Origin of the sequence: Glaciecola sp. KUL10 (genome assembly GCF_003203515.1) — a bacterium.
Taxonomy (GTDB): Bacteria; Pseudomonadota; Gammaproteobacteria; order Enterobacterales; family Alteromonadaceae; genus Glaciecola.
In genome coordinates, this window is sequence record NZ_BGNG01000004.1 from 339,780 (window position 1) to 364,277 (window position 24,498).

Genomic DNA, 24,498 nt, shown 5'->3' on the forward strand with positions numbered 1-24,498 from the left:
ATGACAATGTTTTTTACTCAGATAAATAAGTTTGGAAAACAAAATGCCGTGTTTGATGGCAGCGAGTGGCTAAGCTATCAAGCTCTTGATGATTTAGTAAAAGAAAAAAAGACTTATTTAGTCAAGCGCTTAGGCCACGAAAAACAAGTTGTCGCGTTGACCGCTAGCAATACGCTTCTCACACTTGTGAATTATCTTGCGTTGTTGCAATTAAAGCAGACTATATTTTTTATAGAATCAAAAGCATTATTGACTGAACAAAACAATGAATCTGTTAGTTTGTGCGAGCGTTTTAAAATCCGTTACCTTTTGAACGATGAAGCGCTAGATAGCTTGCCGAAAGCATTAGTTCATCCCAGTGAGAAACCTGTCGAGATAGACACTAATATAGCCTTATTGATGGGGACATCTGGCAGCACTGGGGCAGCAAAATATGTCATGTTGTCCTATGAAAATCTACAACACAATGCTCAGGATATTTGCGCTTACTTGCCTATACAAGCCAGTGACAAAACAATCACCACACTGCCATTTTCTTATGCTTATGGGCTGTCGATTATCAATACCCATTTGTTAAAAGGCGCCGCGATTGTGATGACCACCTTTTCGGTAATGCAACGCGAATTTTGGGAGATGTTATCCGTTCATCAAGTCAGCAGTTTTGGCGGTGTACCCTATACTTATGAAATGTTGTTAAGACTGCGATTCACTCAAAAAGAACTACCTTCATTGCGTTACTTTACCCAAGCGGGAGGAAAGTTAGCACGCTCTCACTTAGACTCATTGGTGTCTTATGCTGAACAGCACAATAAGCAATTTTTTGTTATGTACGGGCAAACTGAAGCCACAGCTAGGATGAGTTTCGCCAACCTCGAAAAACTGCTAAGTAAACCTACCTCAATTGGTTGTGCAATCCCCAATACACACTTTAAGTTAATAGATGAAAAAAAGGATCTTATAAGCCATACAAATCAGGAAGGCGAGTTGGTTTTTTATGGTGAAAATGTGATGTTGGGCTATGCGCAAACGGTTAAGGATATGATAAACGTAGAGCCCTTGCCCTTTCTCGAAACAGGAGATTTAGCTATCTGTGATGATCAAGGCGATTATTACATTAGTGGCAGGATTAAACGGATTATTAAGCTTTTTGGCGAACGTTTTAATCTTGATGATGTACAGCAAAAAGCAATTTTATTTTTTACCGACCAAAATCTTGCTTGTGTGGGTGATGATAAACACCTTTATATTCTTATTGAAAGCAATGCACCATCAAAAGAATTGATAGCGCAATGCGATCAACAACGCAAAGCACTAGCAAAATACCTGAAGCTCAATCACCGTTCATTGAAGGTTTGTTTCATGCAAAACCTATTGAGAACTAAAAACGGTAAGCTCGATTATTCAAGTTTGTTGAACGAAGTAATGGGGCACTAAATGCTTGAAAAAACGCTAACTTCTGCAGATTTACCAGTAGATAACCCAATGCAGGCATATCAGGCACAATTTGAAAACATCATGGCGGCGTCAGCGTTTTCGCTTGGTAAAGCTGAAAAGGCCAAGAAACTAAATAATTTATTAAACACGCTATATAAACATCATTTTGAGTCAAGTGATGCGTTTAGAAAAATTGCATATTCACTAGGGTTTAAGGCCGACAGGCATTGCACTAACTTAGATGAGCACATTTACGTTGCAGTGCGTCTTTTTAAGCTCTTTGAGCTTAGTAGTATCCAAAAAGAAGATACTTTTAAGGTGCTTAGTTCTTCAGGGACAACATCGCAAACACCCGCGCGTATTATTTTAGATAAACAAACCAGCGCTAGACAATCCAAGGTTCTGGTTAACATTATGCAAAGTGTCATCGGTAAGCAGCGCTTGCCAATGCTTGTTATTGATTCTGAAGCCGTGGCTCGAGGCAAAGGTGGATTTAGTGCCAGAACAGCAGGTATCCAAGGCTTGTCGTTTTTTGGCCGGAAACACGTGTACGCATTGAATGATGATATGTCGCCAAATTGGCAGCGGATTAGTGAGTTTTTTGAGGTTAATCAGGGCACGCCTGTCTTGCTCTTTGGCTTTACCTTTATGATTTGGCAGTATCTCGTTTGCGAGGCGAAATCAGCCGCCTATCAATTCCAATCTAAGGATGCAGTGATTATTCACAGCGGTGGTTGGAAAAAACTAGAATCACAAAAAGTCGATAACCTCAGTTTCAAAAAAGCGTGTGATGAAGTCATCAAAGGCAGCAAAGTGCACAACTTTTATGGAATGGCAGAGCAAGTTGGTAGTGTATTTATTGAATGTGAATACGGGCACTTACATGCACCGAACATGGCCGATATTATCGTTCGTAACCCTGATGATCTCAGTGTTTGTAAACATGGTGAAAAGGGTTTGATTCAAGTGATTTCTACGTTGCCCACTAGTTATCCAGGATATTCAATCTTAACAGAAGATTTAGGACGAATTCACGGTGAAGACGACTGCTTGTGTGGTCGTAAGGGAAAGTATTTTGAAGTCTTAGGAAGGCTGCCCAAAGCCGAAGTACGCGGTTGCAGTGACACGCATGCATAAACTCACCTTCTTGACACCATTTAATGCAAACCTTCCCGACGTGAACGAAGCGCTTAGTCTATTTGCAAAACAGTCACCGATGGCAAGTTTTGAGCCTGTAGTATTGGACTTTATCAAATTGTTTTCAAACACGCTGCTTAAAGAAAACCAATACAAACAGTATCCAGAACTTGTTGCACTTGGTTTTTGGTTGAGAACAAGCAACCTTAAAACCAAGTTGAAAGAAGTGGGTTGTGATCATTTAATTAGTAACGAAGACCCAAATAAGTACGACGCGCTTGGCTGTGTTGTTCACTTCACGCCCGCAAATGTAGACACTATGTTCATATACAGTTGGGTGGCTTCTTTGTTATTAGGCAATATCAACATTATAAGAGTGTCAAGTCAGGACTCTCAAAGTAAGATAATGTTACTGCAGTTATTAACAACGCTTTTCGAACTTCCTACATTCGAACCCATCAGACAACGAAATGTCTTTGTTACTTATGACAAGACGTCTAATTTTACTAATGAATTAAGTGCGTTGGCTGACGCTCGTTTGATTTGGGGCGGAGATGAGAGTGTTCGGCTCATCAAGCAGTCACCCTGCAAGTTTAACTGTAGAGATCTTTCATTTGCAGATAAATATTCCTTGAGTATCGTTAACCTAGATGCAATTACATCAACTAATAATAGCTATGCCTCTTTGCTTTGGAGAGATACGCAAGCCTATTATCAACAGGCTTGCTCTTCTCCTCGAATCTTACTTTTTATTGGTGAGCATTGTCCAAGCAATCTTAACTCAGTTAAGCAGGTTTTCGACAAGATCAATCAACTTGCTAAAGACGATGCCGAAAACTGGAAGGACGATACGCGAGTCAATGAGCATTTAGTGACAATACAGTCGCTTTCGATTCAATCATCGATTGGAGAACACGCAGTTATTCAAATTGACCAAATTAGCGCTGCAATAGTCGAGCCCATTACTCAAGACACGATGTCGGAACACAAAGGAAATGGTTTGTACTATGTGTCTTTCGCAGAAAGTGTAGAACAAGCGCTCGATAGGTTGGTGTTGTCGGGTGATCAGATACAACAAAGTATTGCCTCAAAGGTTCAAACTATATCCGTTTTTGGTTTTACCCTAGATGATATCAATGATGCCGCAAGTGTTAAGCTTGGCCACGCTGCGTTTCGTGTGCAAGATCAAGGGCAAGCGCTAGATTTTAGTTTTAAGTGGGATGGGTATAACCTTTTTGAAAGTTTGAGTAGCTAGTGAGTAAACGGGTTGATATCACTCGATATTTCAATTAATCAAAGCAACATAGAACATACAAAAAAGCCCTAGTAAATTGAACTAGGGCTTTTATTATAAGCGTAGAAAAGAGCTTCTTATTTAGTTGCTGTTTCCTTAACCATAGCACTGACTTTCACTTCAATTCTGCGGTTAATTCGATGTGCTTCTGCTGTGTTAGTGGTATCTTTTAGTTGAGATTCACCGAAGCCAACTGCTTCCAAGCGAGAGCTATCAATACCGTATGCTTCAATCAACAGTTTACGGACTGATTGTGCACGCTTTTCTGATAAGAACTGGTTGTAATCGGCTGAACCAACAGATGATGTATGCCCTTCGATAACCGCGGTAGTGTTGCCATAGCGCTTCATAAAGTCTGCAAATTTAACAATGTTTGCAGCATCTGGGTTGCTAACGACACTACTGTTATTCGGGAACAGAACGTTAAGTCCGATACTGACTTCTTTTTCAACTAATATGCTACAACCTTCAGCATCCACTTTATCAGTTGCTGGCGTACCTAGGCATTTATCTACACTGTCTAGTAAACCATCATTATCGATGTCTAAATTAGCAGCACAACCTTTAGCGTTAACTGTTGTACCCGCTGGTGTATTTGGACATGAATCAACATCATCAAATACGCCGTCTGCATCACTATCTTTAACGGCACAGCCATTCTCTTTGACTTTAGCGTTAGCAGGTGTCAGTGGGCACTGGTCTTGGCTATTCAATACGCCATCACCGTCAAGATCAATATTACAGCCTGTCGCGTCTACCTCTATACCCGCTGGTGTAGTTGGGCAACGGTCAATGGCATCATAAACACCATCATTATCTGAATCTGGCTGTTCAGCAGGTGCTGAAGTTGAACCAAATACATAAGCAACACCCAATTTGGCGCTAGTTTCATTGTGGCTTTGACCAAAGTCATAATATCTGGCGACTTCTGTAATAACGCGAATATTGTCGCTGACTTCCCAGTGCTTACCGATGCCATATGAGGCCATGCGATAGCTTTCCATAATTGATTGGTTTCGTGCACCACCAAATAGGTATGCAAGATCATCGTCAAGGAAGTACATTACATCCGCGCCGACCATCGTGCCATCGTCGCCATTGCCCGGACGAAAATCACCAGTCATGTCGAGGAAAATACGAGATAACTCAAAACGCACTGCCCATTTAGGGTCAAAGCGAAAGCCAGCTTCTGCTCCAAAAGTATGACCATCATCTAAATAGTTAAATGGGAATGGGTTTGGTTTGTGCTGATCCGGACTGTAATGTTGAACAAATCCGCCTACCCAAGACTCATATTCTGGCTCTGTTTGAGCCATTGCTGCTGATGTGAGCATAGTAAGCGCGATTGCTGAAGCGAGCAATTTGCGTTTCATGGTTTCTTCCTTTTAATTTATATTATTTTAAATATTTGAATTTATTATATTTTAGAGTTTCTATTTGACTCTATTTATCAAAGCATATTTCCACATACGCGTTTCCCTGCGCACTAGTAAATGTCAAAATGATTTTGGGTCCGTCGACTTTGTGTTGAATCGTATGGTTTTCGCCAGAAACAATCACGGGAACCGCCATTTCAAATTCGTACCCTTGTTCAGCAAGGTTGCTCTTTGCACCCCCACAAATCATATTTGTCATTTCACCAACCATATCTCTGACTTGTTCGTCAATGGCTTCGGCCTCGTCACCTAACATGTTTTTCATGATGTTAAATGCTAAATTTTTGTCAAAAGTAATCGCCATAGATCCCTTGACTTGAGGCCCTACCATGCCAATTACGCCACTGACATCGCCCATTGCTGTTTCATCGTCTTTTTTACGTGGTTTTTGTGAGACCAAATCAATCATCGCCATAGTCGATAACACATTTTTAAGTGAAACAATAAAGGGGTTTACAAATTCTACATTCATGTTGGGTACTTTCTTTTATTGGCAACGATGGCAGATGCCATGAGCCTCAATAGTCTGACGGATGACCTGAAACTTATTTTGATGCGCTTTAGCCTCTAGTGTTTCTTTTATGCCGTCCGATTGGATTTCTTGCACATCACCACACGTATCACAAATTAGAAACTGAACGGGATGGCTGCAACCGAAATGATGACAGGCCTTAAATGCATTCGTTGATTCGACCTTATGAACTAAACCAAGGTCAAGGAAAAAATCTAGGGCGCGATAAACCGTAGGAGGTTTAGCGTTATCTTCAGTTTCGCGAAGCTTATCTAACAATTCATAAGCTCCCATCGCGCTTTCTTGATGTAATAGGATTTCATAAACACGTGAGCGCAATGGCGTCATTCTTGCGCCTTTGCTTTCACAATAAGCATAAGCCTTTGACAATACACCTTGATTTTCTTTCGAAAGTAACACTCATCTTTCCTATGGTATGACGTACACTTTTTAAGTATATCATTGAAATGAGGTGCATCAAGCTAATAAGCGCGGTAATCGCGTTTATCATTTAACCGATAGTGCGCTATTTTTAGATATTTAAGTCCGCAATTTCAGTATCTATGAGTTATATTTGAATGTTACCAAACAAGTAGGAGCATGTATTGAATGAATAAAACGCGTTATTTCTTTGTGTTTAACCAAAATAAACTGTTATTGCCCAGTGATGCTGATTTGAGTAAGGGGCTTGATTTGTTGATAGATTTTGAGCACCTAGCCGTCAGCGAGTATCAAGATCAAGCGGTTACATTTAAACAAGAAGAACACGCGCATTTTTCATTAATAGACACACAACAAGAAGCGATAGAGCACCCAGAGTTACGCCAAGTAAGTCTTCGAGAAATGCTTGTTGAAATGCCTTCAGAAGCATTTTATCAAGTGGCTCAAGCATGGCAATTTGCGTTATTCATGCGTACGCATCAATTTTGTGGGCGTTGTGGGGCAAGAATGGACAAAGTGACCTGGGAAATGGCGATGCATTGTCATACTTGTCATCATCGCTGCTATCCGCGTGTCTCGCCTTGTATTATCGTAGCGATTAGACACAGAAATTCTATATTATTGGCGCAGGGGGCCAGACAAAAAGAAGTAGGCTACTTTTCGACCCTTGCTGGTTTTGTTGAAAGCAGTGAAACACTTGAGCAAGCCGTACATCGAGAGGTGTTCGAGGAAGTTGGCGTGCGGGTTAAAAACCTAGAGTATTTTGATAGCCAACCTTGGCCTTTCCCGCATTCTTTGATGTGTGGATTTTTAGCTGAGTACGATGCTGGCGACATAAAAGTGGATGGTAAAGAGATTCTGCAAGCTGACTTTTTTGATATTGACGAATTACCCACGGTGCCGCCTTCTTTCTCAATCGCCGGACGCCTTATTGACGAAACTCGAAAAAGAATTAAACAGTGAATCTGCCTTAATGGACAAAAATAGCGTATCCTATGCGCGTTTTTTGGGTCGCGTCTGCGGCCTAACCCTAAATACTTTTTAAACATAGAGTAATCATGAGTGAATTGAAAAACGATAGATACTTACGAGCTTTACTTAAGCAACCCGTCGATATGACGCCTGTATGGATGATGCGTCAAGCGGGACGGTACTTGCCAGAATACAAGGCAACACGGGCGCAGGCTGGTGATTTTATGGCTTTGTGTACTAACCCGGAGTTAGCGTGTGAAGTCACATTGCAACCGCTTCGTCGTTTTCCGCTTGATGCTGCGATCTTGTTCTCAGATATTCTTACTATCCCTGATGCAATGGGATGTGGACTTTATTTTGAAACGGGTGAAGGGCCTAAGTTTAAAAATCCAGTGCTCACAAAAGCAGATGTTGAAAAATTACCCGTGCCAGATCCTGAGCTTGAATTAACCTATGTTATGGATGCGGTAAGAACGATTCGCAAGAACCTCAAAGGTGAAGTGCCTCTTATTGGGTTTTCAGGAAGCCCATGGACATTAGCAACTTATATGGTTGAGGGTGGCTCAAGCAAGGCTTTTACAAAAATCAAAAAAATGGCATTTGCAGAACCAGAAGTATTGCACGCTTTATTAGATAAGTTAGCTGATTCTGTGATTTCATATTTAAATGCTCAAATTGCCGCTGGCGCGCAGTCGCTGATGATTTTCGATACTTGGGGGGGAGTGCTCAGCCCACGCGACTACAAGTTATTTTCTTTGCAGTATATGCATAAAATAGTTGATGGCTTAATGCGCGAATATGAAGGACAAAAAATCCCAGTCACGCTATTTACAAAAAATGGCGGTATGTGGTTAGAAGCCATTGCAGATACTGGTTGCGATGCGGTTGGTCTTGATTGGACAATCGATATTGCTGATGCAAAAGCTAGAATCGGCGACCGAGTGGCGCTGCAAGGAAACATGGACCCTTCTATGTTATACGCGCCTGCCCCACGTATTGAAGAAGAGGTGAGTACGATACTGCAAGGTTTTGGGAAAGGTAGCGGGCACGTCTTTAATTTAGGTCATGGTATTCATTTAGATGTACCACCTGAAAATGCCGGTGTTTTCATTGATGCAGTTCATCGTCTGAGTAAGCCTTACCATCTTTAAGCGTGATCTGGCGTACCTCTTTCAACGGACCTGGCAAGGCGCAACGTTTGTCTATTTGCGCCTAAATTCTTTCTAGACTTGTGCTCTGAGATTGCCCATCGTAGATGTTCTTCTAGTATCTTTGTATTCTCATGTTCATCCTCTGAGTGATTATCAGCCAAGTCGATTATTGCCTGCTCCAGCGCTTGCAATATAAAACCTCTAATGTCTTGGGCGTTACCCATTGCCACAATTAAGTTACGCTTCCACTTAAAATAACCAATTCTTCTAATCGGCGAACCCGCTGTTTTTTCCAAGAATGTTTCCTCATCCCAAACAAAAAAATCAAGTAGCGTTTTACCGTGAATGTGTGCACGCGCAAAAAAATCTTTTTCATCAGTGGTGGTTGCATATTTATTCCAAGGGCAGACGAGCTGGCAATCGTCGCAGCCGTATATGCGATTTCCAATTGCTTTTCTATATTCGATAGGAATAGGGCCATTATTTTCAATTGTTAGATAAGAAATACATTTTCGTGCATCCACAACATAGGGTTCGACGATTGCTTGAGTGGGGCAGATAGAAATACACGCGGTGCAGTTCCCGCAGGCTTCTTCAATCGGTTTGTCTACAGGCAAAGGCAGATTTATGAATAATTCACCCAAAAAAAACCAAGAACCTGACTCTTTGTTTAGAGTAAGTGAGTGCTTACCAGTCCACCCTATCCCTGCTTTCTCTGCCAAAGCATGCTCCAATACTGGGGCAGAATCGACAAACGGACGAAAACCTTGTGCTTCAGAATTTTCGGTAATAAGCCTTGACAATTGAGACAGCTTTTTACGTATTACTTTGTGATAATCTCGGCCTAACGCATAGCGCGAGACGTATGCATGATCTGATGCTTTGAGGTTTTTAGCAAAGCTTGCATCTGGCGGTAAATAATTCATGCTCACGCTGATTACTCTCAGCGTCCCAACGTGCAACTTACTAGGATCCAAGCGTTTTTCTTGGTTGCGTTCAAAGAAAGACATATCTCCGTGGTATTGCTTTTCAATCCAGTTATTGAGGGCTTTTTCGTGTTGACTAAGATCAATGTCGCAGATGCCGACATGCTGAAAGCCTAGCGAATGAGCCCAAGCCTTGATATTGTTGGCGAGTTGATCGAGTTGTATCACACTTAAATTAGTCATAACGGATTATTAGCAATGCTACATAAAAACACCCAATCGAGTTTAACACAGAAACTTTATCGCGCGGCTCAAGTAAAGCACTTAGAGCTAGAAGCGGCAGCAAGCGTTGGTCTCAGCAAATTTGAGCTAATGCAGCGGGCTGGAAAAGCAGTGTTTGAAAACTGCGTATCATTAATGCCAAATAGTGAATGCTATTTAATTTTGGTTGGTGTTGGCAACAACGCGGGTGATGGCTACATTACCGCGTTAAATGCAGTAAACGCGGGTAAACAAGTTATCTTGTGTGCGATAGAACCCGAACGAGAAGTGCAAGGTGATGCAGCGAGAGCGCAACAAGCATGGTTAAATAATGGTGGAAAGGTACAAGCCTTTGAGCCAAGTATGCTTGACCGCTGCGACTTAGTGATCGATGCCTTACTGGGTATTGGCATTGTCGGGATTATTAGAAACGAATTTGCTGATGTGATCGATGCGATAAATCACTCAGGTAAACCAGTGTTAAGTGTCGACTTACCAAGTGGCTTAGACGCAGACACAGGAGAGTCTTTAGGACGTTGCATCAAAGCGGATGTAACGGTTACTTTTATTGGTATCAAACTTGGTTTAACAACCGGTGCAGGCAAACAGTCATGCGGCCAGTTAGTGTTCGAAGATTTGGGCATTGGCAAAGCGTTTACAGCAATTGCACGAAGTGATGCCACAGCATTGGATTTAAAACACTTTAAAGGGCTTGCGCCACGCCCTGTCCATAGTCACAAAGGAAGCTATGGACGCTTGCTATGTGTCGGTGGAAATAATGGTATGAGTGGTGCGATTCGCTTAAGTGCTGAGGCCGCGCTTAGAAGTGGCACGGGGTTAGTAAAAGCATTTGTTCATGAGCAGTCAAAGTTCTTAGTGGGGGCTGGGCGTCCAGAGTTGATGGTCATTTGCAATGATTTAGAAGAAGCGCTTGATTGGGCAACTTGTATAGTAATTGGTCCAGGACTAGGCAGAGATGATTGGAGCCAAGATATTTTTGATCGCGTGCTTAACTTTGTAGAGAAGAACCCAAAGCCGATCGTAATTGATGCTGATGCATTAAATCTAATGGCTAGTACGGGGTCATTCGTCGCATTAAGCGAGTGTGTCGTGACACCACATTCTGGTGAAGCGGCTAGGTTACTTAATGTTTCGGTTGAAGAGGTTGAAAACAGCCGCTTTATTTTCGCGCGACAATGCGCGGAGCGATATGAAGCCACGTGCATTTTAAAGGGTGCGGGGACCATTGTGGATAACCAAGAACATTCTTGGGTGTGCCGTCATGGCAATCCCGGAATGGCAACAGCAGGGATGGGTGATGTGCTTGCTGGACTTATTGGCTCTTTGATGGCCCAGGAGGTCGAAAAGGAACTCGCCTGTCAATATGCCGTTTCGTTGCATGCCAAAGCAGGCGATATAGTAGCTGAAAAATATGGACAACGAGGCTTATTGGCGAGTGACCTGTTTGATACCGTCCGAACGTTAATCAACGAGTAGCCTAATCGTTTGCCACAAGATAAAATAAGACAATTAATGCAAGAATAAAAATCACTTTTAATGGCTTTGTAATAAAGATGAATGAATTTTCAGTGTCAATTGTGTGTAACGAAGAACACGAGACGTCTCAATTGGCAAAAAGACTAGCAGCGTTGCTATTAGGTAATGGTATAGGCGGACTAACAGTTTATCTAGAGGGTGACCTAGGTGCAGGTAAAACGACATTTAGTAGAGGCTTCTTACACTCTTTAGGTCACAACGGTAGCGTTAAAAGCCCTACATACACACTCGTTGAGCCATATGAAATCAACAAAATAAGCGTGTTTCACTTTGACCTGTATCGTCTCGCAGACCCCGAAGAACTCGAGTTTATGGGTATCCGTGATTATTTCCACGACAACAGTCTATGCTTGATTGAATGGCCAGATAAGGGTTTTGGTCTTCTACCAGCGCCAGACTTAAAAATGGAAATAAGCTTCGATGGCAATGATCGAGTCTTTAAATTGAGCACAAATAAGCAAACCATGGAAGATTGTTTGAAAGTGTTACAAGACTGAACTTTGTGTCACACTAGCAACCTAATAAAATAATAAGAAAAATTTACTGTCAGTCATGAACGCGAATGGCGTAGCCAATTTACAGACAAAAACACACCTTGTTTTCATAAAGCGATGCTTGAGTTTATTGCTCGTGTTTATTATGGTGTTATCAACACCGTTTGTTTCAAAACAAGCGTTGGCGCAAAATCAAGTTGATAACATAAGAGTGACTCATCAGCGAGGCACGACACGCGTCGTGTTAGACGTCAAAGACGAAGCTAAATTTTCCTACTTTTCTCTGTCTAACCCTCAAAGGTTAGTCGTTGATTTTACCGGTACTAAAGACGGAATTGACTTTGATCGATATGATCTTAAGGGGCCCTTGGTAAAACGTATTCGACACAGTACGCCAAAGTCAGCAAACGATATGCGTCTTGTTTTTGATTTGAACAAAAAAGTCGAAGCGAGAGTGTTTAGCCTGCAAGCTACACAAGATTTTGGTCACCGAGTCGTGGTTGACTTAAAAGATCCTAATCCTGTCCCAGAGCAAGTGTTATCCACTGTTGCTGCCCCTCAACGCGATCAGGATATTGTCATTGTTATTGATGCGGGGCATGGGGGAGCAGATCCCGGCTCTATTGGCCCCAAGGGTACTTACGAAAAAAATATCACGCTTAGTATCAGTAAAATGCTTGAAGCACTAATTAACAATGAATCGGGTTTAAGAGCCGTCATGACTCGTTCCGGTGATTATTATATTTCGCCTAACGATCGGCCAGATGTTGCGATTCGAGAAAACGCTGATTTATTAGTTTCTATTCACGCGGATGCATTTACGACTCCTCAGCCAAGAGGCGGCTCGGTATGGGTACTATCTAAAGGGCGAGCCGATAGCGAATTAGGTCGACTATTAGAGCAAACAGAGAGAAGTTCTGAGCTTATTGGGTCGGCGGCAAATGTTATTGAAGACAGAGATACTGAACGTTATTTTGCTGAAACGATTTTTAATATGTCCATGGATTTATCACGTGCATCTAGTTACGACATAAGCAACAAAGTAATCAGCGAAATGAAGAAAGTCACTAGGATGCACAAAAAGGCACCACAAAGTGCTAGTTTGGCAGTGCTTACGGCGCCTGAAACACCTTCTATTTTAGTTGAGGTTGGGTTTATTTCTAACCCCCAAGAAGAAAAAAATCTAAATTGGCGAGAGTACCGTCAACGACTCGCTAATTCTATGTTTACCTCAATTAAGCGTTATTTCAAAGTCAACCCACCTGAGGGAACACTTTGGGCTAAACGCCTCGCATCTGAACCTATTAAACATAAAGTTGCACGTGGTGAGTCACTTTCAGTCATCGCTCAACGATACAGCGTCTCAGTTAAGGATCTCAAAGAGGCAAATAACTTACGCTCAGACATGGTGCGTATTGGCCAAGTCTTGCTAATTCCAAATTAAATGCTGGTGTAGAGAAACAGATAAAATGCCTATTCAAATATTACCAGCAAGACTTGCAAACCAAATTGCCGCAGGTGAAGTGGTCGAACGTCCAGCCTCTGTGATCAAAGAATTAGTCGAAAATAGTATTGATGCGCAAGCAACACAAATTAATATTGAGGTCGAAAAAGGGGGGCACAAACGCATCCTGATTAGAGATGACGGAAAGGGCATCGCTAAAGACGAATTAGGTTTGGCGTTGAGCAGGCATGCAACGAGCAAAATTAAAGATATCGATGACTTAGAGGCAATTACTAGCTTAGGCTTTCGCGGTGAGGCTTTGGCGAGTATAAGTTCGGTCAGCCGTTTGGTCTTGACCTCAAAGCCTGAATCTCAAGAGCAAGCTTGGCAGGCTCATTGCGAAGGGCGAGACATGGAAATTCAACTTAATCCCACTGCCCACCCAAAGGGCAGTTCTGTTGAAGTACTTGACTTATTTTTTAACACACCAGCAAGGCGTAAATTCCTCAGAGCCGAAAAAACAGAGTTTCAACACGTTGAAGAAGTTGTAAAGCGCATCGCATTAAGTCATCCACAGATTGCTTTTTCGTTAAAGCACAATGGCAAGTTGATTCACAAGTTTGCTAAAGTTGACGCCTCTTTATTAAGAAGAAGAGTTGCACAAGTCTGTGGACAAGCATTTATTGATAAGAGTGCTGAAATAGATACTGAATATCAAAATATTAGAATCAAAGGTTATTGCAGCACCATAGGCCAAGGGCACAAGACTAATGACATGCAATATAGTTTCATCAATGGTCGTATGATGAAGGATAGAGTGATATTGCACGCCATTAGACAAGCTTTTGAGGGAATGATTGATGAGCAAAGTTATCCGGCTTTCGCATTGTTCATCGAAATGCCACCTGACCAACTTGATGTAAATGTGCATCCCGCAAAACATGAAGTCCGCTTCCATCAAAGTCGGCTTGTGCATGATTTAATCTTTAAAAGTATCAGTGAAGCGATTTTGCGGGCTGCTCCCGATGACGCCCCTCAGCCCACCGACTTTTCAAAATCTGCACACGGATACGCTCAAGACACTGACTTGCAAAATGCGCACTTTCCATTGCAACAATCGGAACCAACAAGAGATTATGTTTCTAGCTTACAGACTCAAAGTCGCACCTCGACATATTCTGGAGGTAAAACAAATAATCAATTGAGTCAGTATATGCCACAAAGACCTTCTCAAACAGAGGTGTCAGCTTATGGTCAATTGATGGCAAGCAGTCATCAAGAGAGTGGCGCTGAAACATGGCTAACAGCTAAGCTTCAAACACTTTTGACCCCAGACAAGCAAGTGATTCTCAGTGCAAATGGCGTATTAAAATATGCGCCGCTTAGTGTAGTAGGAGCCGTTTATTTGGAAAGGCTTATCGAGCAATCTTCTGTCACTCAACCATTGCTGATGCCGGTTTCAGTAGCATGCAATAATGTTGGCATAAGCCAAGTGTTCGCAAATGCTTCTTTAGAGGTCAGTGTTAACAATAAAAAAATCATACTGAAAAGAGTGCCATCAGCACTTCGTCAATTGCCTTGGCTGCATATTTTTCCTACTTTAGTTAAGTACCTTGAGGAAATTGAAATATCGACGTTTTCTGAGGCTGGTAAAAATGACGAATTGGTTCACACTATGCTTCAAATCGCAGTGGACAGTTGGTCTGAGAGTGTGCCATTGGGTTTATCTGAATTAAACCACTGGTTAATATCTATAGGCGATTCAGCGCTCAATCAACTTTTTGAGCATGCGATTAGTTTTGAGTTGCCGAGTAAAAACAATGCAGCAAATAAAAAAGGCTAGCTTGCGACATGAACGATAGCAGTACCGAAGATATTTCAGTTGTTAGCATTATGGGGCCTACCGCTTCTGGAAAAACAGGTCTAGCTATAGAGTTGGCTAATATACTTGACGCGGAGGTCATTAGTGTTGATTCAGCTCTAATTTACAAACACATGAATATTGGTACGGCAAAACCCGATAAAGAAGAGCAAGAAGGAGTTATACATCATTTACTCGATATCATTGAACCAGAGCAGGCGTACTCAGTTGCTGAATTTCGGAATGATTGCGTGTCTTTGATCCACGATATATCTGCAAGAGGTAAACTCCCAATTTTAGCTGGTGGTACCATGATGTACTTCAATGCCTTGGTAAGAGGTTTATCGAAGCTTCCTGAAAGCGATCCAGACGTTCGTGGGAAAATTCAATCTGAAATTAAAGAGCTAGGACTTGAAAAACTGCATGCTCAGCTCTCGGAGATTGACCCTTTTAGCGGCCTGCGTATTCACGCGAATGATACTCAGCGAATCACCCGAGCACTTGAGGTCTATAGAATTAGCGGAAAAACCATGACAGCATTGCAAGCCGAAAATGACACTGTTTCGGGTATAAAATTTAAGCAATTTTCAATTATGCCGACAAACAGAGAAGTCCTGCACAAACGCATTGAATCGCGTTTTGATATCATGTTAAATAATGGTTTTGAGCATGAAGTTGAAGCACTGCGTGCACGAGGTACGCTCAACTTAGATATGCCGTCGATGCGTTGTGTGGGCTATAGGCAAATGTGGCAGTACCTTGACGGCCAATTCGATGCAAATGAAATGCGTGAAAGAGGCATTATCGCCACGCGTCAATTAGCAAAACGTCAGATCACATGGTTGCGCGGTTGGGATGAAGTCACTCAACTTGAAACAAACGCAGTTGATAATATTGATATTATTATCAAAAATTTGGGTTCATGATCGCGTTTTAATCGTGTACACTGATGAAAAGTGACTGTTTTCCACACTTATCTCTAAATAATAATAACGAAGGATATCTAATGGCTAAAGGTCAATCACTACAAGACCCGTTCTTAAACGCCTTAAGAAAAGAGCGGATCCCCGTATCAATCTATTTGGTGAATGGCATTAAATTGCAGGGACAGGTTGAATCCTTCGACCAGTTTGTCATCCTGCTTAAAAATACTGTGAGTCAAATGGTGTATAAGCACGCAATCTCGACCGTTGTTCCTTCTCGCGCAATTGTTATGCCGAGCAACGATGGTGACAGTCAAAGCGATTAATGAGTAGTTTGCGAGCCTATCTGACAAACACCCCCGGAGTTTTATTTGTTTGAGCGTTATGCAGGCGGCGAGAATGCCGTCTTAGTGCACGTTGACTTTTCTGATGAACAAAATAAAGAAGATGTAAACGAACTACAAATGTTAGTGAGTTCAGCGGGCGTCAACACGGCGACTGTTATGACTACATCTCGTAGTGCCCCCCATGCTAAATATTATATTGGCAGTGGTAAAGCTGAAGAAATCGCGTCGACCGTAAAAGCTTTAGAAGCCGATGTTGTTATTTTCAATCACCAACTATCTCCGTCACAAGAACGAAACCTTGAAGCCTTGATTCAATGCAAAGTGCTAGACCGTACCAGTTTAATACTAGATATTTTTGCACAAAGAGCCAGAACTCATGAAGGTAAGTTACAGGTTGAACTTGCACAATTGCGTCATATTTCAACACGATTAATCAGAGGTTGGACTCACCTAGAACGACAAAAAGGTGGGATAGGCTTAAGAGGACCTGGTGAGACTCAGCTAGAAACCGATAGGCGACTTTTGAGAGGGCGAATAAAAGCCATCTTAAAACGCTTAGAAAAAGTAAAGAAACAACGAGATCAAGGAAGGCGTTCGCGTCAACGTGCTGAAATCCCCACAATATCACTTGTTGGCTATACCAATGCAGGTAAATCAACCCTGTTTAATACCATAACCGAGGCAGGCGTCTACGCCGCGGATCAATTGTTTGCAACGCTAGACCCTACATTGCGAAAAATTGAGCTTGCCGAAATAGGTCAAGCAATTTTAGCCGATACGGTAGGGTTTATAAGACATTTACCCCATGATCTTGTCGCTGCATTTAAAGCGACCTTACAAGAAACACAAGAAGCTGACCTATTGTTGCATGTGATCGATTATTCGGACGACCAGCACATGCAATATACCGATCAGGTAAATTTAGTCTTAGAAGAAATCGATGCGGGCGAAGTGCCACAATTAGTGATTTGCAATAAGATAGACCGCATGGAAGGTGTTTCTCCTAAGATCGACCGTGATGAAACAGGGCGACCTATTCGTGTATGGCTTTCTGCACAGCAAGGTAAAGGGATTGAATTATTAAAAATCGCCCTCACTGAATGTTTACATAAACAAATGGTCGAATATAAGTTGCAAGTCCCTGCGAGCGAAGGAAAATTGCGCGGGGTGTTATATGGTCTAAACTGTATAACAGCGCAAGAATATGCAGATAACGGCGACTGGGTAGTTGACATAAAAATGCAAGAAAGTGACTGGAATCGAATCGACAAACAGTTTGAGCATCGTCTCGCAACCTATATCAAGGTAAATTAGACATAAATTGTAACGAAACTATTTTGACGGATATAAAATCTATTCGTCAAATACACTAGTATAAACCTTTAATTGAGTTAATTTCGGAGTGTAAATATGGCTTGGAATGAGCCGGGTGGAAATAATAACGACCCGTGGAAAAATCGTGGTGGCAAAGAGCAAGGTCCACCTGACCTAGACGATGTCTTGAAAAACATCTTTGGTAAGTTTGGAAAGTCTGGCGGCAACGGCGGACCTAGTAAGAACTTATTCGGAGCAGGTGCAGGCATTATTGCAGGTATCCTAGTGATTGTTTGGGGGCTAAGCGGGTTTTACACAATTAAAGAAGCTGAACTAGGTGTTATTCTTAGGTTTGGTGAAAATCATGGTTTGGCCCAACCGGGTCTTCAATGGAAGCCTACGTTTATTGATACCGTTATTCCAGTTAACGTACAAACCATCCGCGACCAAAATTCAAGAGGCTCAATGCTGACTGAAGATGAGAATATGGTAAGCGTTGAAATGGAAATGCAATATCGAGTAACCGACCCATACCGTTGGATATTCGCTACTACAGATCCAGAACGTTCTATTAGCCAAGCGCTAGACAGTGCGATTCGATACGTCGTGGGTCATTCAAAAATGGATGACGTGCTAACAGATGGTCGTGAGGCTGCGCGTCAGCGTGTATTTGAAGAAATGGAAGCGATTGTTGGCCCATACAACTTGGGTATAAATATCATCGATATGAACTTCACAAACGCCCGTCCACCAACGGAAGTTAAAGCTGCCTTTGATGATGCAATTGCTGCACAAGAAGACCAGCAGCGCTTTATCCGTGAAGCTGAAGCTTATGCTAGAGAAATTGAGCCACGAGCGCGTGGACAAGTCAACCGTATGAACGAAGAAGCGCAAGCTTACAAAGAGCGTTCAATTTTGGAAGCACAGGGTGAGGTTGCTCGGTTTGAAGAGCTTCTTCCTCAATATGTCGCTGCACCAGAAGTCACACGTCAGCGTATTTATTTAGAAACGATGGAGCAAGTTTTTGCTAGCACCACAAAGATAATGGTTGATACAGAAGGCAGTGGCAACATGATGTACCTTCCGTTAGATAAAATTATGGATCGCCCAGTAACGCAGTCTCAAGCTGATCGCGATAGAGCACGAAACACCATCGAAGGGCTTAGAAATAGTGAGGCAGTTGAAGCACTTATTAACAGCCGCTCTAATTCGCCTACCAATGGCACACTTAGACAAGGGAGAAACTAAGACATGAAGAATGCTATCGCTATTTTTGTCATCATTGCCGTATTGTTTGGTTTTGGTTCTATCTTCGTCGTTAAAGAAGGCACTAAATCAATTGTCATCCGATTTGGTAAAGTGCAACAAACTGATGAAGGTATCACTGAGGTATTCGAGCCAGGTTTGCATTTCAAGTTACCTATTTTTGATCAAGTTAAGGCCCTTGATTCTCGTATTCAGACACTTGATGAGTCAGCGGACCGTTTTGTTACCAGCGAAAAAGAAGACTTGTTAGTTGACTCTTATGTCAAATGGCGCATTCAGGACTTCGCGCGTTACTACCTTTCAACTGGCGGTAATAAGCTGCAAGCAGAAACACTTTTAAAGCAAAAAGTGAACAACGGACTGCGTTCAGAGTTTGGTTCTCGTACGATTAATCAAATCGTATCGGGTGAGCGTTCTGAATTAATGGATGAAGCCATGAAGCAAGCTTCTGGTTCGTCAGACGAGCTAGGTATCGAAATCATTGATGTGCGTGTGAAGCAGATTAACCTACCTCAAGAAGTCAATAATTCAATCTTTGAGCGTATGCGCGCAGAACGTGCAGCCGCAGCAAGAGAGTATCGTTCAGAAGGTAAAGAGCAGGGCGAAATTATTCGCGCTAACATTGACGCAAAAGTGACGATCATGCTCGCGGATGCAGAGCGAAACGCTCGTCAATTACGCGGTGAAGGTGATGCACAATCTGCTAAAATCTACGCTGATACGTTCTCTAAGGATGCAGAGTTCTATAGCTTCTTAAGAAGCATGGATGCCTATCGCAATAGCTTTAATAACAAACAAGACGTGCTTGTGATTGAGCCTGATAGTGACTTCTTTAAATATATGAACTCGGGTGGCACTAAACGCTAGTGCTAAGTTACGCTTTGATTAAAATGGCCACTGATTATCAGTGGCTTTTTTTTGCTTTTGATATTTTGCTAACTCATCTAGACCTAGTGTTCTTCCTATACTTAAGTTTAAATCATACATAGCTTTGCGATGGTTCCACATTAAAAAAATAACAAATTTTTAACTATAGACTTTGATAGCCTGTATTTTAATCAAAATAGAGGTTAGTCTTAGCTTAATAACTAAAAGCCAATAAGTGATTTTGAGCACTAAGACAAATTGGCAAATATGCTAGGGAGCTAAGCATGCACACTAAACTCGCCATTTGTTTTATTTTAAGTTCACTGCTTGTAGGTTGCACAAGTACAAGTGATAAATCTGCCGCAACAAGGTTTACCCAAGACATTACTCAAGATTACTCTCCAATATCAATCAATGCTGATCTTTATCCATTGATTGATAAAAATACGCTTAATTCGAGCTCTCGCCAATTAACCGCAAAGGGTATTGAAGCAATCGATAATGGTGAACTAGAGACCGCGTCAGAATTTTTCAATGCTGCACTCAGGCTTGATCTTAGTAATTCATATATTCAGTTGTTAAATGGATTGACTTACCATCTAATGGCTGTAGATGGCGATACTGAAAAATTTCAGATGGCAGAACAAGGTTACCAACTGTCTTATAAGTTTGACAACTCAAATTGGCTTGCAAAATACTATTTGGGCCTTGCTTACAAAGACCAAAGACGATTTGTAGAGTCTCAAGCTGCTCTAGCAGAGGCGGCGATATTAAACGATACTGACCCAGAATTACTCTACGATCTTGCTTATAGTTCCTATTATGCAAATGATCCATATACTGCCTTGGGGGCATTAACTAAACTTGATGACAGTCAAGCGGACATTGATAGCAACAAATTAAATAGAGCCCTTGTGGTGACCAATGCTGCACTTGGCAGAACAGAGCATTCCGAAAAGTTCTTACAAAAGCTTAAACAAAGCATTCAAAAACCCCAAGTTGTAGCGCACTTAGATCACCGTGTAAACGCGTGGCAGCGAGCACATGAGTTTGGTAAATATACACCGGCTCAGCTGAGAACAAATGGTTCGCGTCCAATTGTACCTGGTGCTATTCCACCTCCTAGAGCACAAGGTAACGAAATTGCATCTGACCAAGAGCGCGCCAATGATATGGTGGTTGTGGATGTCGTCATTATTAGAACACAAGAGGATGTCAGTACCACCAAAGGAATGAATCTACTATCGGGTTTGTCTTTACAATTTGGAGACCCCTTATCAAATACACCCGGTATCAGTTTTGATCGTTTGCGTACTTACGGGGATTCAGCTTCAGATTCATCAGCAATTACTAATTTAATTTCGATGCCCTCAGTAAACTATTCGCTGAATATTTTTAATACCCTTTCTGGGCGCAACGAAATTTTGGCTAGACCATCTTTGATTGCGCTTGAAGGCGAAACGTCTGAATTCTTTTCTGGTGTAAACGTCATCGGTGCTGCAGTCTCTGGTGGTGACGGTTCTGCAGTATCAATTAATAGAGAAATAGGTGTCAAACTCGCAGTAAAACCAAAATTTTTAAGCGATGATAAAGTGCGTTTAGAGGTTGAGGCCGAAAGAACATTTTTAACCACACCAAGCAGTTCAGTTGTTTTTGAATTTAGGCTAGATACCTCTAAAACGATGGTCAATGCTAACGTTGTTATGAACTTTGGTGAAACGCTGGTGTTGAGTGGTTTAACAGAAGAAGAAAGTGAATTGTCGAGAGACGGCGTACCAATTTTAGGCGATATTCCGGTATTACAATATTTATTTAGTAAACAGGGTACAAGAGAGTTTCGTAAGTCAGTTGTGATATTGCTCACACCTCGACGGACTCATTATGTAAACGAATCAGAACAAAAACGAAATGAGCGAGAAGAAAGTCTTAGTCAATTCGAGCGAACCGTTAATGCTTTCGAAAAGCGCAATCAAAACTGGTTTGTGCCAAGATCGACAATTTCAGATGCTCTAGCAATTACTCAATCAAATACCTTAGTTCAAGAGTTCAAAACGAACGACTTTGAATTAGAAAATTGGCATACCAGAGATACTCATGCAAAGAGACTTAAGGGCGCACTAGACTTTATCTTTTATTAACTAAGCTTTATTTCGAGCTTTAGATGCGTAAGCTATTGCGTGCAATATTGAGCATTCTTGTTTGTATCCTTGTGATACCGACTGCATATGCTCAAGTGTTAAGCACGAATTGGCAAGTTGTTGCTGACATCGATGACGCAGTGAGCTTCAGCGTGGCTGCCGACGGAACAATTGCATTTATTAAAAGTGATGGTGCTTCATTTATAAAATTCGCTTCAGGCGAAGCGATTCAAACGATTAACGCTGATTTAACCGCCATCGAGGTGATTGATAGAAATAGCTTTTGGGGGATCACGACCGGCAATCAATTGGTAAAGTTTGACAACGGCAACTGGCAACAATACCTCTCAAATGTTTCACACATTGATTTATCAAATAACGGCAATCTAGGGGTTGTGCGCGATTCAGGTGACACTGAAATTTATAATGCTCAAATGCAATTGCTTGATGTTTTGGTTGGCAAGGTCAGCAAGGTATTTGTCTCGGAACAAGCGCGTCATTGGGCCATCGATGGCGCTTCGAATACTTCAAGACTTATTCCAAACCAGTGGCTTGGCGTTGATGGAAAAGCAATGGATATTAACATTTCTGCCAATCAACGAACACTGATGGTTGGTTTAGATGAGCAAATCTATGAATGGGACGCTGAGCAAACAAATTGGCAATTGTTTGCATCAAACGCACCCTCTAAACAGATAGAAATAAGTGAACAAGATGAGTTTTGGCGACTGGGAAGCGATGGCCTGTTATATTTTTTGGGTGACCGAGATATAAATGATGGTATCAATACATCTGAACCCAATGGAGATGGCGGTTCACAAGGTCCACAAGATCCCGAGTTGATTTTAAATTTTGATTTCAGCGCAGTTAACCAAGCCGCTCAAGATATTATTATTGGTCCTGATGGGAGGGTAATCGCAAAGCTATCAGAGTTTAGTTTCGCATTATGGTCAAATCGCACTCGCTCATTTCAACAGATTGCGGGGCGCATCAGTGATGTAAATATTGATTCTCTTGGGAATGTCTTCGCAATCAGCGAGGGGCGTAAATTACTGAGCTTGTCTGAGTCGGGTTGGAACGAAGAACCATTGGACGGTTTTTACACAGAGATCGAAAGTGGTCCCAACAATGGTCTACTTCTGCTTGCACCCGATTTAAGTTTGTTTCGTTTGGACCGTGCTTCATTAGCGCCAATCAAGCTATTTGACAATGTTGTCGAATTTGCATTTTCTCAGCAAGCCAATGAGTTATGGTATCTCGATAATCAACAGAATATTTTTAAGTGTACTCAACTGCTTTCCTGTCAACGGGTTGCAGGCCAAGCACTCGACATTAGCCTTGGGCAAAATGGGCAAGTTTTTATTGTTGATACTAACTTTCTTTTGAAGGTCTATAGCGCTGATCAACAAAACTTTGTGCAAACCAATAAAGCCAATGTGCTGAAAGTGGCTACAGGGCCAAACGAAATGCCATGGGTGTTGACTAATCAAGGTCAGATAGAGCGCACGACACTTTTTGAGCGTGATGAAGGTGACGATTTACGTATTCTTGAACTTGCCCGACGCACACAAGATGAGACGCAAAGTTCACTGTCATTAACAGGGACACTTTTTGAAGTTTCAAATTCATTACTATATGTTCCAAGTGTAGACGCGTGCCAAGCAGTCATCGGTGAATTTTCAGTTGGTCTGACTAGCCAAAACTCATTTGCAATCGAAGACTTATCATTAAGAGGTTCTGCTCAAAGGTTTCTTAGTTTACAAGCGAGCAGCTTCAACAACGTGACTAAGCAACAAACGATTGAAATATTAATTAACTGTGAAGCACTCCCTACTCTGAATAATAACGCTTATTTTGCTGATATCAGCCTTAACTTGGTTGATGAGGTATCACAATTAAACGTGCAAGCACAACGTCGATTTAACGTCGATATCAGCGTGTTATCTTTACAGAGCAACACGCTAGGTTTATCGCAAAGCCATAACGTAGGCCTTAGTCAATGTCCTCAAAGCTTCCAAAGCATTGAAATTACCAGCAGTGATCAAGCATTCTTTTCGCTTCGCGATGTTAGATTAAGTGAAGAATTGAGTGAAATCATGGTTATAAGCGCTAACTTGGCGTCCTCTGCGTTGAGTCACTCGATAGAAAGCAGTTTCAATTGCGCTGATCTTACTCCCGGTATTTATCGAGGTGAAATCATTGTAGATGCCGTTCAGTCTGATTCGGGTGCTATTTCGCAAAAGGTTTTCCCAGTCGAACTAGAAGTGTTCATTGAGCCGATAGAAGTTAGCTTGTCAGCACAATCCCTCTTTTTGAGTCATTCAGTTGGCTTTTCATCATGCCCCAATGATTTTGAAGTGGTAACGGCCAGTATTACTGAAAATAGGGCGTTTCGATTTGAAAGTCTAGAGGTGACTGGGAGTATTGCTCCTGTCGTGAATGTGTTAAATAGTGGTAACACTGCTGCGTCACAACAGGAGATACAAATTCAATTTAATTGCGCCCAGTTGCGTGTCGCAAACTACTCCGGCCAATTAACTGCAATCGCTATCAGTGAAATTAGCGGAGCCACTCAAGAAGTTTCTATCAACTTGTCATTGGAAGTGGTTATCGATCCAATAGATATTTTGCTTTCAAGCAATGCGATAAGCCTGACTCATTCAGTCGGTGTGTCAAGTTGTCCACAAAGCTTTGAAGTAGTGACGGCAAGCACTGCTGATAATC

The 24,498-nt window shown here is 41.9% G+C and carries 20 protein-coding genes; 16 read left to right on the forward strand and 4 right to left on the reverse strand.

All coding sequences use genetic code 11. From position 1 onward, the window contains the following. From KUL10_RS09535 to KUL10_RS09545, 3 genes are read left to right on the forward strand one after another with little or no spacing between them, the layout of a single operon-like run. Positions 1 to 1,434, forward strand: coding sequence for an AMP-binding protein (locus tag KUL10_RS09535; RefSeq protein ID WP_110428685.1), 1,434 nt, complete (start codon positions 1 to 3; stop codon positions 1,432 to 1,434). Continuing rightward, the gene (locus KUL10_RS09540; RefSeq protein ID WP_233499771.1) at positions 1,435 to 2,571 is read left to right on the forward strand and encodes an acyl-protein synthetase; all 1,137 of its coding nucleotides are present in this window, start codon (positions 1,435 to 1,437) and stop codon (positions 2,569 to 2,571) included. Continuing rightward, positions 2,564 to 3,826 carry an acyl-CoA reductase gene (locus tag KUL10_RS09545; RefSeq protein ID WP_110428686.1) on the forward strand — a complete coding sequence of 421 codons (1,263 nt, stop codon included), beginning with the start codon at positions 2,564 to 2,566 and terminating at the stop codon, positions 3,824 to 3,826. Before KUL10_RS09540 ends, KUL10_RS09545 begins: the two co-directional genes overlap by 8 nt. A gap of 116 nt (positions 3,827 to 3,942) precedes the next feature. On the opposite strand, the gene KUL10_RS09550 is transcribed toward KUL10_RS09545, so the two are convergent. The 3 genes from KUL10_RS09550 to KUL10_RS09560 form a co-directional block, all read right to left on the reverse strand. Beyond that, positions 3,943 to 5,238, reverse strand: coding sequence for an OmpA family protein (locus KUL10_RS09550; RefSeq protein WP_110428687.1), 1,296 nt, complete (start codon positions 5,236 to 5,238; stop codon positions 3,943 to 3,945). 70 nt (positions 5,239 to 5,308) lie between these two features. Beyond that, the gene (locus KUL10_RS09555) at positions 5,309 to 5,773 is read right to left on the reverse strand and encodes a chemotaxis protein CheX (protein ID WP_110428688.1); all 465 of its coding nucleotides are present in this window, start codon (positions 5,771 to 5,773) and stop codon (positions 5,309 to 5,311) included. A 15-nt stretch (positions 5,774 to 5,788) separates the two neighbouring features. Further along, positions 5,789 to 6,160, reverse strand: a complete 372-nt coding sequence (locus KUL10_RS09560; protein ID WP_110428729.1) for a transcriptional repressor — start codon at positions 6,158 to 6,160, stop codon at positions 5,789 to 5,791. Between the two features lie 261 nt (positions 6,161 to 6,421). Between KUL10_RS09560 and nudC the strand changes: the two genes are divergently transcribed. Together nudC and hemE are read left to right on the forward strand one after the other, a co-directional pair. Further along, entirely contained in the window at positions 6,422 to 7,216 is a 795-nt protein-coding gene (gene nudC, locus KUL10_RS09565; protein WP_110428689.1) for an NAD(+) diphosphatase, read from the forward strand. A gap of 95 nt (positions 7,217 to 7,311) precedes the next feature. Next, positions 7,312 to 8,376 (forward strand): uroporphyrinogen decarboxylase, encoded by a 1,065-nt coding sequence (hemE, locus tag KUL10_RS09570; protein ID WP_110428690.1) that lies wholly within the window; start codon positions 7,312 to 7,314, stop codon positions 8,374 to 8,376. On the opposite strand, the gene queG is transcribed toward hemE, so the two are convergent. Continuing rightward, positions 8,373 to 9,545: a tRNA epoxyqueuosine(34) reductase QueG gene (queG, locus tag KUL10_RS09575; protein WP_110428691.1), complete on the reverse strand. Its 1,173-nt coding sequence runs from the start codon at positions 9,543 to 9,545 to the stop codon at positions 8,373 to 8,375. The genes hemE and queG overlap by 4 nt on opposite strands. 15 nt (positions 9,546 to 9,560) lie before the next feature. Here queG and KUL10_RS09580 point away from each other — a divergent pair, with 15 nt between their 5' ends. The 11 genes from KUL10_RS09580 to KUL10_RS09630 form a co-directional block, all read left to right on the forward strand. Further along, positions 9,561 to 11,060: an NAD(P)H-hydrate dehydratase gene (locus KUL10_RS09580; protein ID WP_110428692.1), complete on the forward strand. Its 1,500-nt coding sequence runs from the start codon at positions 9,561 to 9,563 to the stop codon at positions 11,058 to 11,060. A 77-nt stretch (positions 11,061 to 11,137) separates the two neighbouring features. Further along, positions 11,138 to 11,617 carry a tRNA (adenosine(37)-N6)-threonylcarbamoyltransferase complex ATPase subunit type 1 TsaE gene (tsaE, locus tag KUL10_RS09585; protein ID WP_110428693.1) on the forward strand — a complete coding sequence of 160 codons (480 nt, stop codon included), beginning with the start codon at positions 11,138 to 11,140 and terminating at the stop codon, positions 11,615 to 11,617. Positions 11,618 to 11,759: 142 nt separating this feature from the next. Then, a complete protein-coding gene (locus KUL10_RS09590) occupies positions 11,760 to 13,058 on the forward strand; it encodes an N-acetylmuramoyl-L-alanine amidase (RefSeq protein WP_199509213.1) in 1,299 nt (432 codons plus the stop codon). A 25-nt stretch (positions 13,059 to 13,083) separates the two neighbouring features. After that, positions 13,084 to 14,901 carry a DNA mismatch repair endonuclease MutL gene (gene mutL, locus KUL10_RS09595; protein ID WP_110428695.1) on the forward strand — a complete coding sequence of 606 codons (1,818 nt, stop codon included), beginning with the start codon at positions 13,084 to 13,086 and terminating at the stop codon, positions 14,899 to 14,901. A gap of 8 nt (positions 14,902 to 14,909) precedes the next feature. Further along, a complete protein-coding gene (miaA, locus tag KUL10_RS09600; RefSeq protein WP_110428696.1) occupies positions 14,910 to 15,845 on the forward strand; it encodes a tRNA (adenosine(37)-N6)-dimethylallyltransferase MiaA in 936 nt (311 codons plus the stop codon). An 80-nt stretch (positions 15,846 to 15,925) separates the two neighbouring features. Beyond that, on the forward strand, positions 15,926 to 16,168 hold the full coding sequence (gene hfq, locus KUL10_RS09605) for an RNA chaperone Hfq (protein WP_110428697.1): 243 nt from the start codon (positions 15,926 to 15,928) through the stop codon (positions 16,166 to 16,168). 45 nt (positions 16,169 to 16,213) lie between these two features. After that, complete coding sequence (gene hflX, locus KUL10_RS09610) at positions 16,214 to 17,503, forward strand: ribosome rescue GTPase HflX (RefSeq protein ID WP_110428698.1); 1,290 nt, start codon at positions 16,214 to 16,216, stop codon at positions 17,501 to 17,503. 96 nt (positions 17,504 to 17,599) lie between these two features. Continuing rightward, positions 17,600 to 18,751, forward strand: coding sequence for an FtsH protease activity modulator HflK (gene hflK, locus KUL10_RS09615; protein WP_110428699.1), 1,152 nt, complete (start codon positions 17,600 to 17,602; stop codon positions 18,749 to 18,751). 3 nt (positions 18,752 to 18,754) lie between these two features. Continuing rightward, on the forward strand, positions 18,755 to 19,636 hold the full coding sequence (hflC, locus tag KUL10_RS09620; protein WP_110428700.1) for a protease modulator HflC: 882 nt from the start codon (positions 18,755 to 18,757) through the stop codon (positions 19,634 to 19,636). Between the two features lie 284 nt (positions 19,637 to 19,920). Continuing rightward, complete coding sequence (locus KUL10_RS09625) at positions 19,921 to 21,774, forward strand: hypothetical protein (protein WP_110428701.1); 1,854 nt, start codon at positions 19,921 to 19,923, stop codon at positions 21,772 to 21,774. A 23-nt stretch (positions 21,775 to 21,797) separates the two neighbouring features. Beyond that, positions 21,798 to 24,498, forward strand: a 2,701-nt coding sequence (locus tag KUL10_RS09630) for a hypothetical protein (RefSeq protein ID WP_146216774.1), incomplete at its 3' end; no start/stop codon positions are given.

Coding starts and splice junctions, on each gene's coding strand:
- mutL (WP_110428695.1), top strand. CDS start 13,084: ATGCCTATTCAAATATTACCAGCAAGACTTGCAAACCAAATTGCCGCA.
- KUL10_RS09550 (WP_110428687.1), bottom strand. CDS start 5,238: ATGAAACGCAAATTGCTCGCTTCAGCAATCGCGCTTACTATGCTCACA.
- KUL10_RS09540 (WP_233499771.1), top strand. CDS start 1,435: ATGCTTGAAAAAACGCTAACTTCTGCAGATTTACCAGTAGATAACCCA.
- KUL10_RS09555 (WP_110428688.1), bottom strand. CDS start 5,773: ATGAATGTAGAATTTGTAAACCCCTTTATTGTTTCACTTAAAAATGTG.
- tsaE (WP_110428693.1), top strand. CDS start 11,138: ATGAATGAATTTTCAGTGTCAATTGTGTGTAACGAAGAACACGAGACG.
- KUL10_RS09535 (WP_110428685.1), top strand. CDS start 1: ATGACAATGTTTTTTACTCAGATAAATAAGTTTGGAAAACAAAATGCC.
- KUL10_RS09625 (WP_110428701.1), top strand. CDS start 19,921: ATGCACACTAAACTCGCCATTTGTTTTATTTTAAGTTCACTGCTTGTA.
- KUL10_RS09560 (WP_110428729.1), bottom strand. CDS start 6,160: ATGACGCCATTGCGCTCACGTGTTTATGAAATCCTATTACATCAAGAA.
- queG (WP_110428691.1), bottom strand. CDS start 9,545: ATGACTAATTTAAGTGTGATACAACTCGATCAACTCGCCAACAATATC.
- nudC (WP_110428689.1), top strand. CDS start 6,422: ATGAATAAAACGCGTTATTTCTTTGTGTTTAACCAAAATAAACTGTTA.
- hemE (WP_110428690.1), top strand. CDS start 7,312: ATGAGTGAATTGAAAAACGATAGATACTTACGAGCTTTACTTAAGCAA.
- miaA (WP_110428696.1), top strand. CDS start 14,910: ATGAACGATAGCAGTACCGAAGATATTTCAGTTGTTAGCATTATGGGG.
- hfq (WP_110428697.1), top strand. CDS start 15,926: ATGGCTAAAGGTCAATCACTACAAGACCCGTTCTTAAACGCCTTAAGA.
- KUL10_RS09590 (WP_199509213.1), top strand. CDS start 11,760: ATGGTGTTATCAACACCGTTTGTTTCAAAACAAGCGTTGGCGCAAAAT.
- hflC (WP_110428700.1), top strand. CDS start 18,755: ATGAAGAATGCTATCGCTATTTTTGTCATCATTGCCGTATTGTTTGGT.
- KUL10_RS09580 (WP_110428692.1), top strand. CDS start 9,561: ATGCTACATAAAAACACCCAATCGAGTTTAACACAGAAACTTTATCGC.
- hflK (WP_110428699.1), top strand. CDS start 17,600: ATGGCTTGGAATGAGCCGGGTGGAAATAATAACGACCCGTGGAAAAAT.
- KUL10_RS09545 (WP_110428686.1), top strand. CDS start 2,564: ATGCATAAACTCACCTTCTTGACACCATTTAATGCAAACCTTCCCGAC.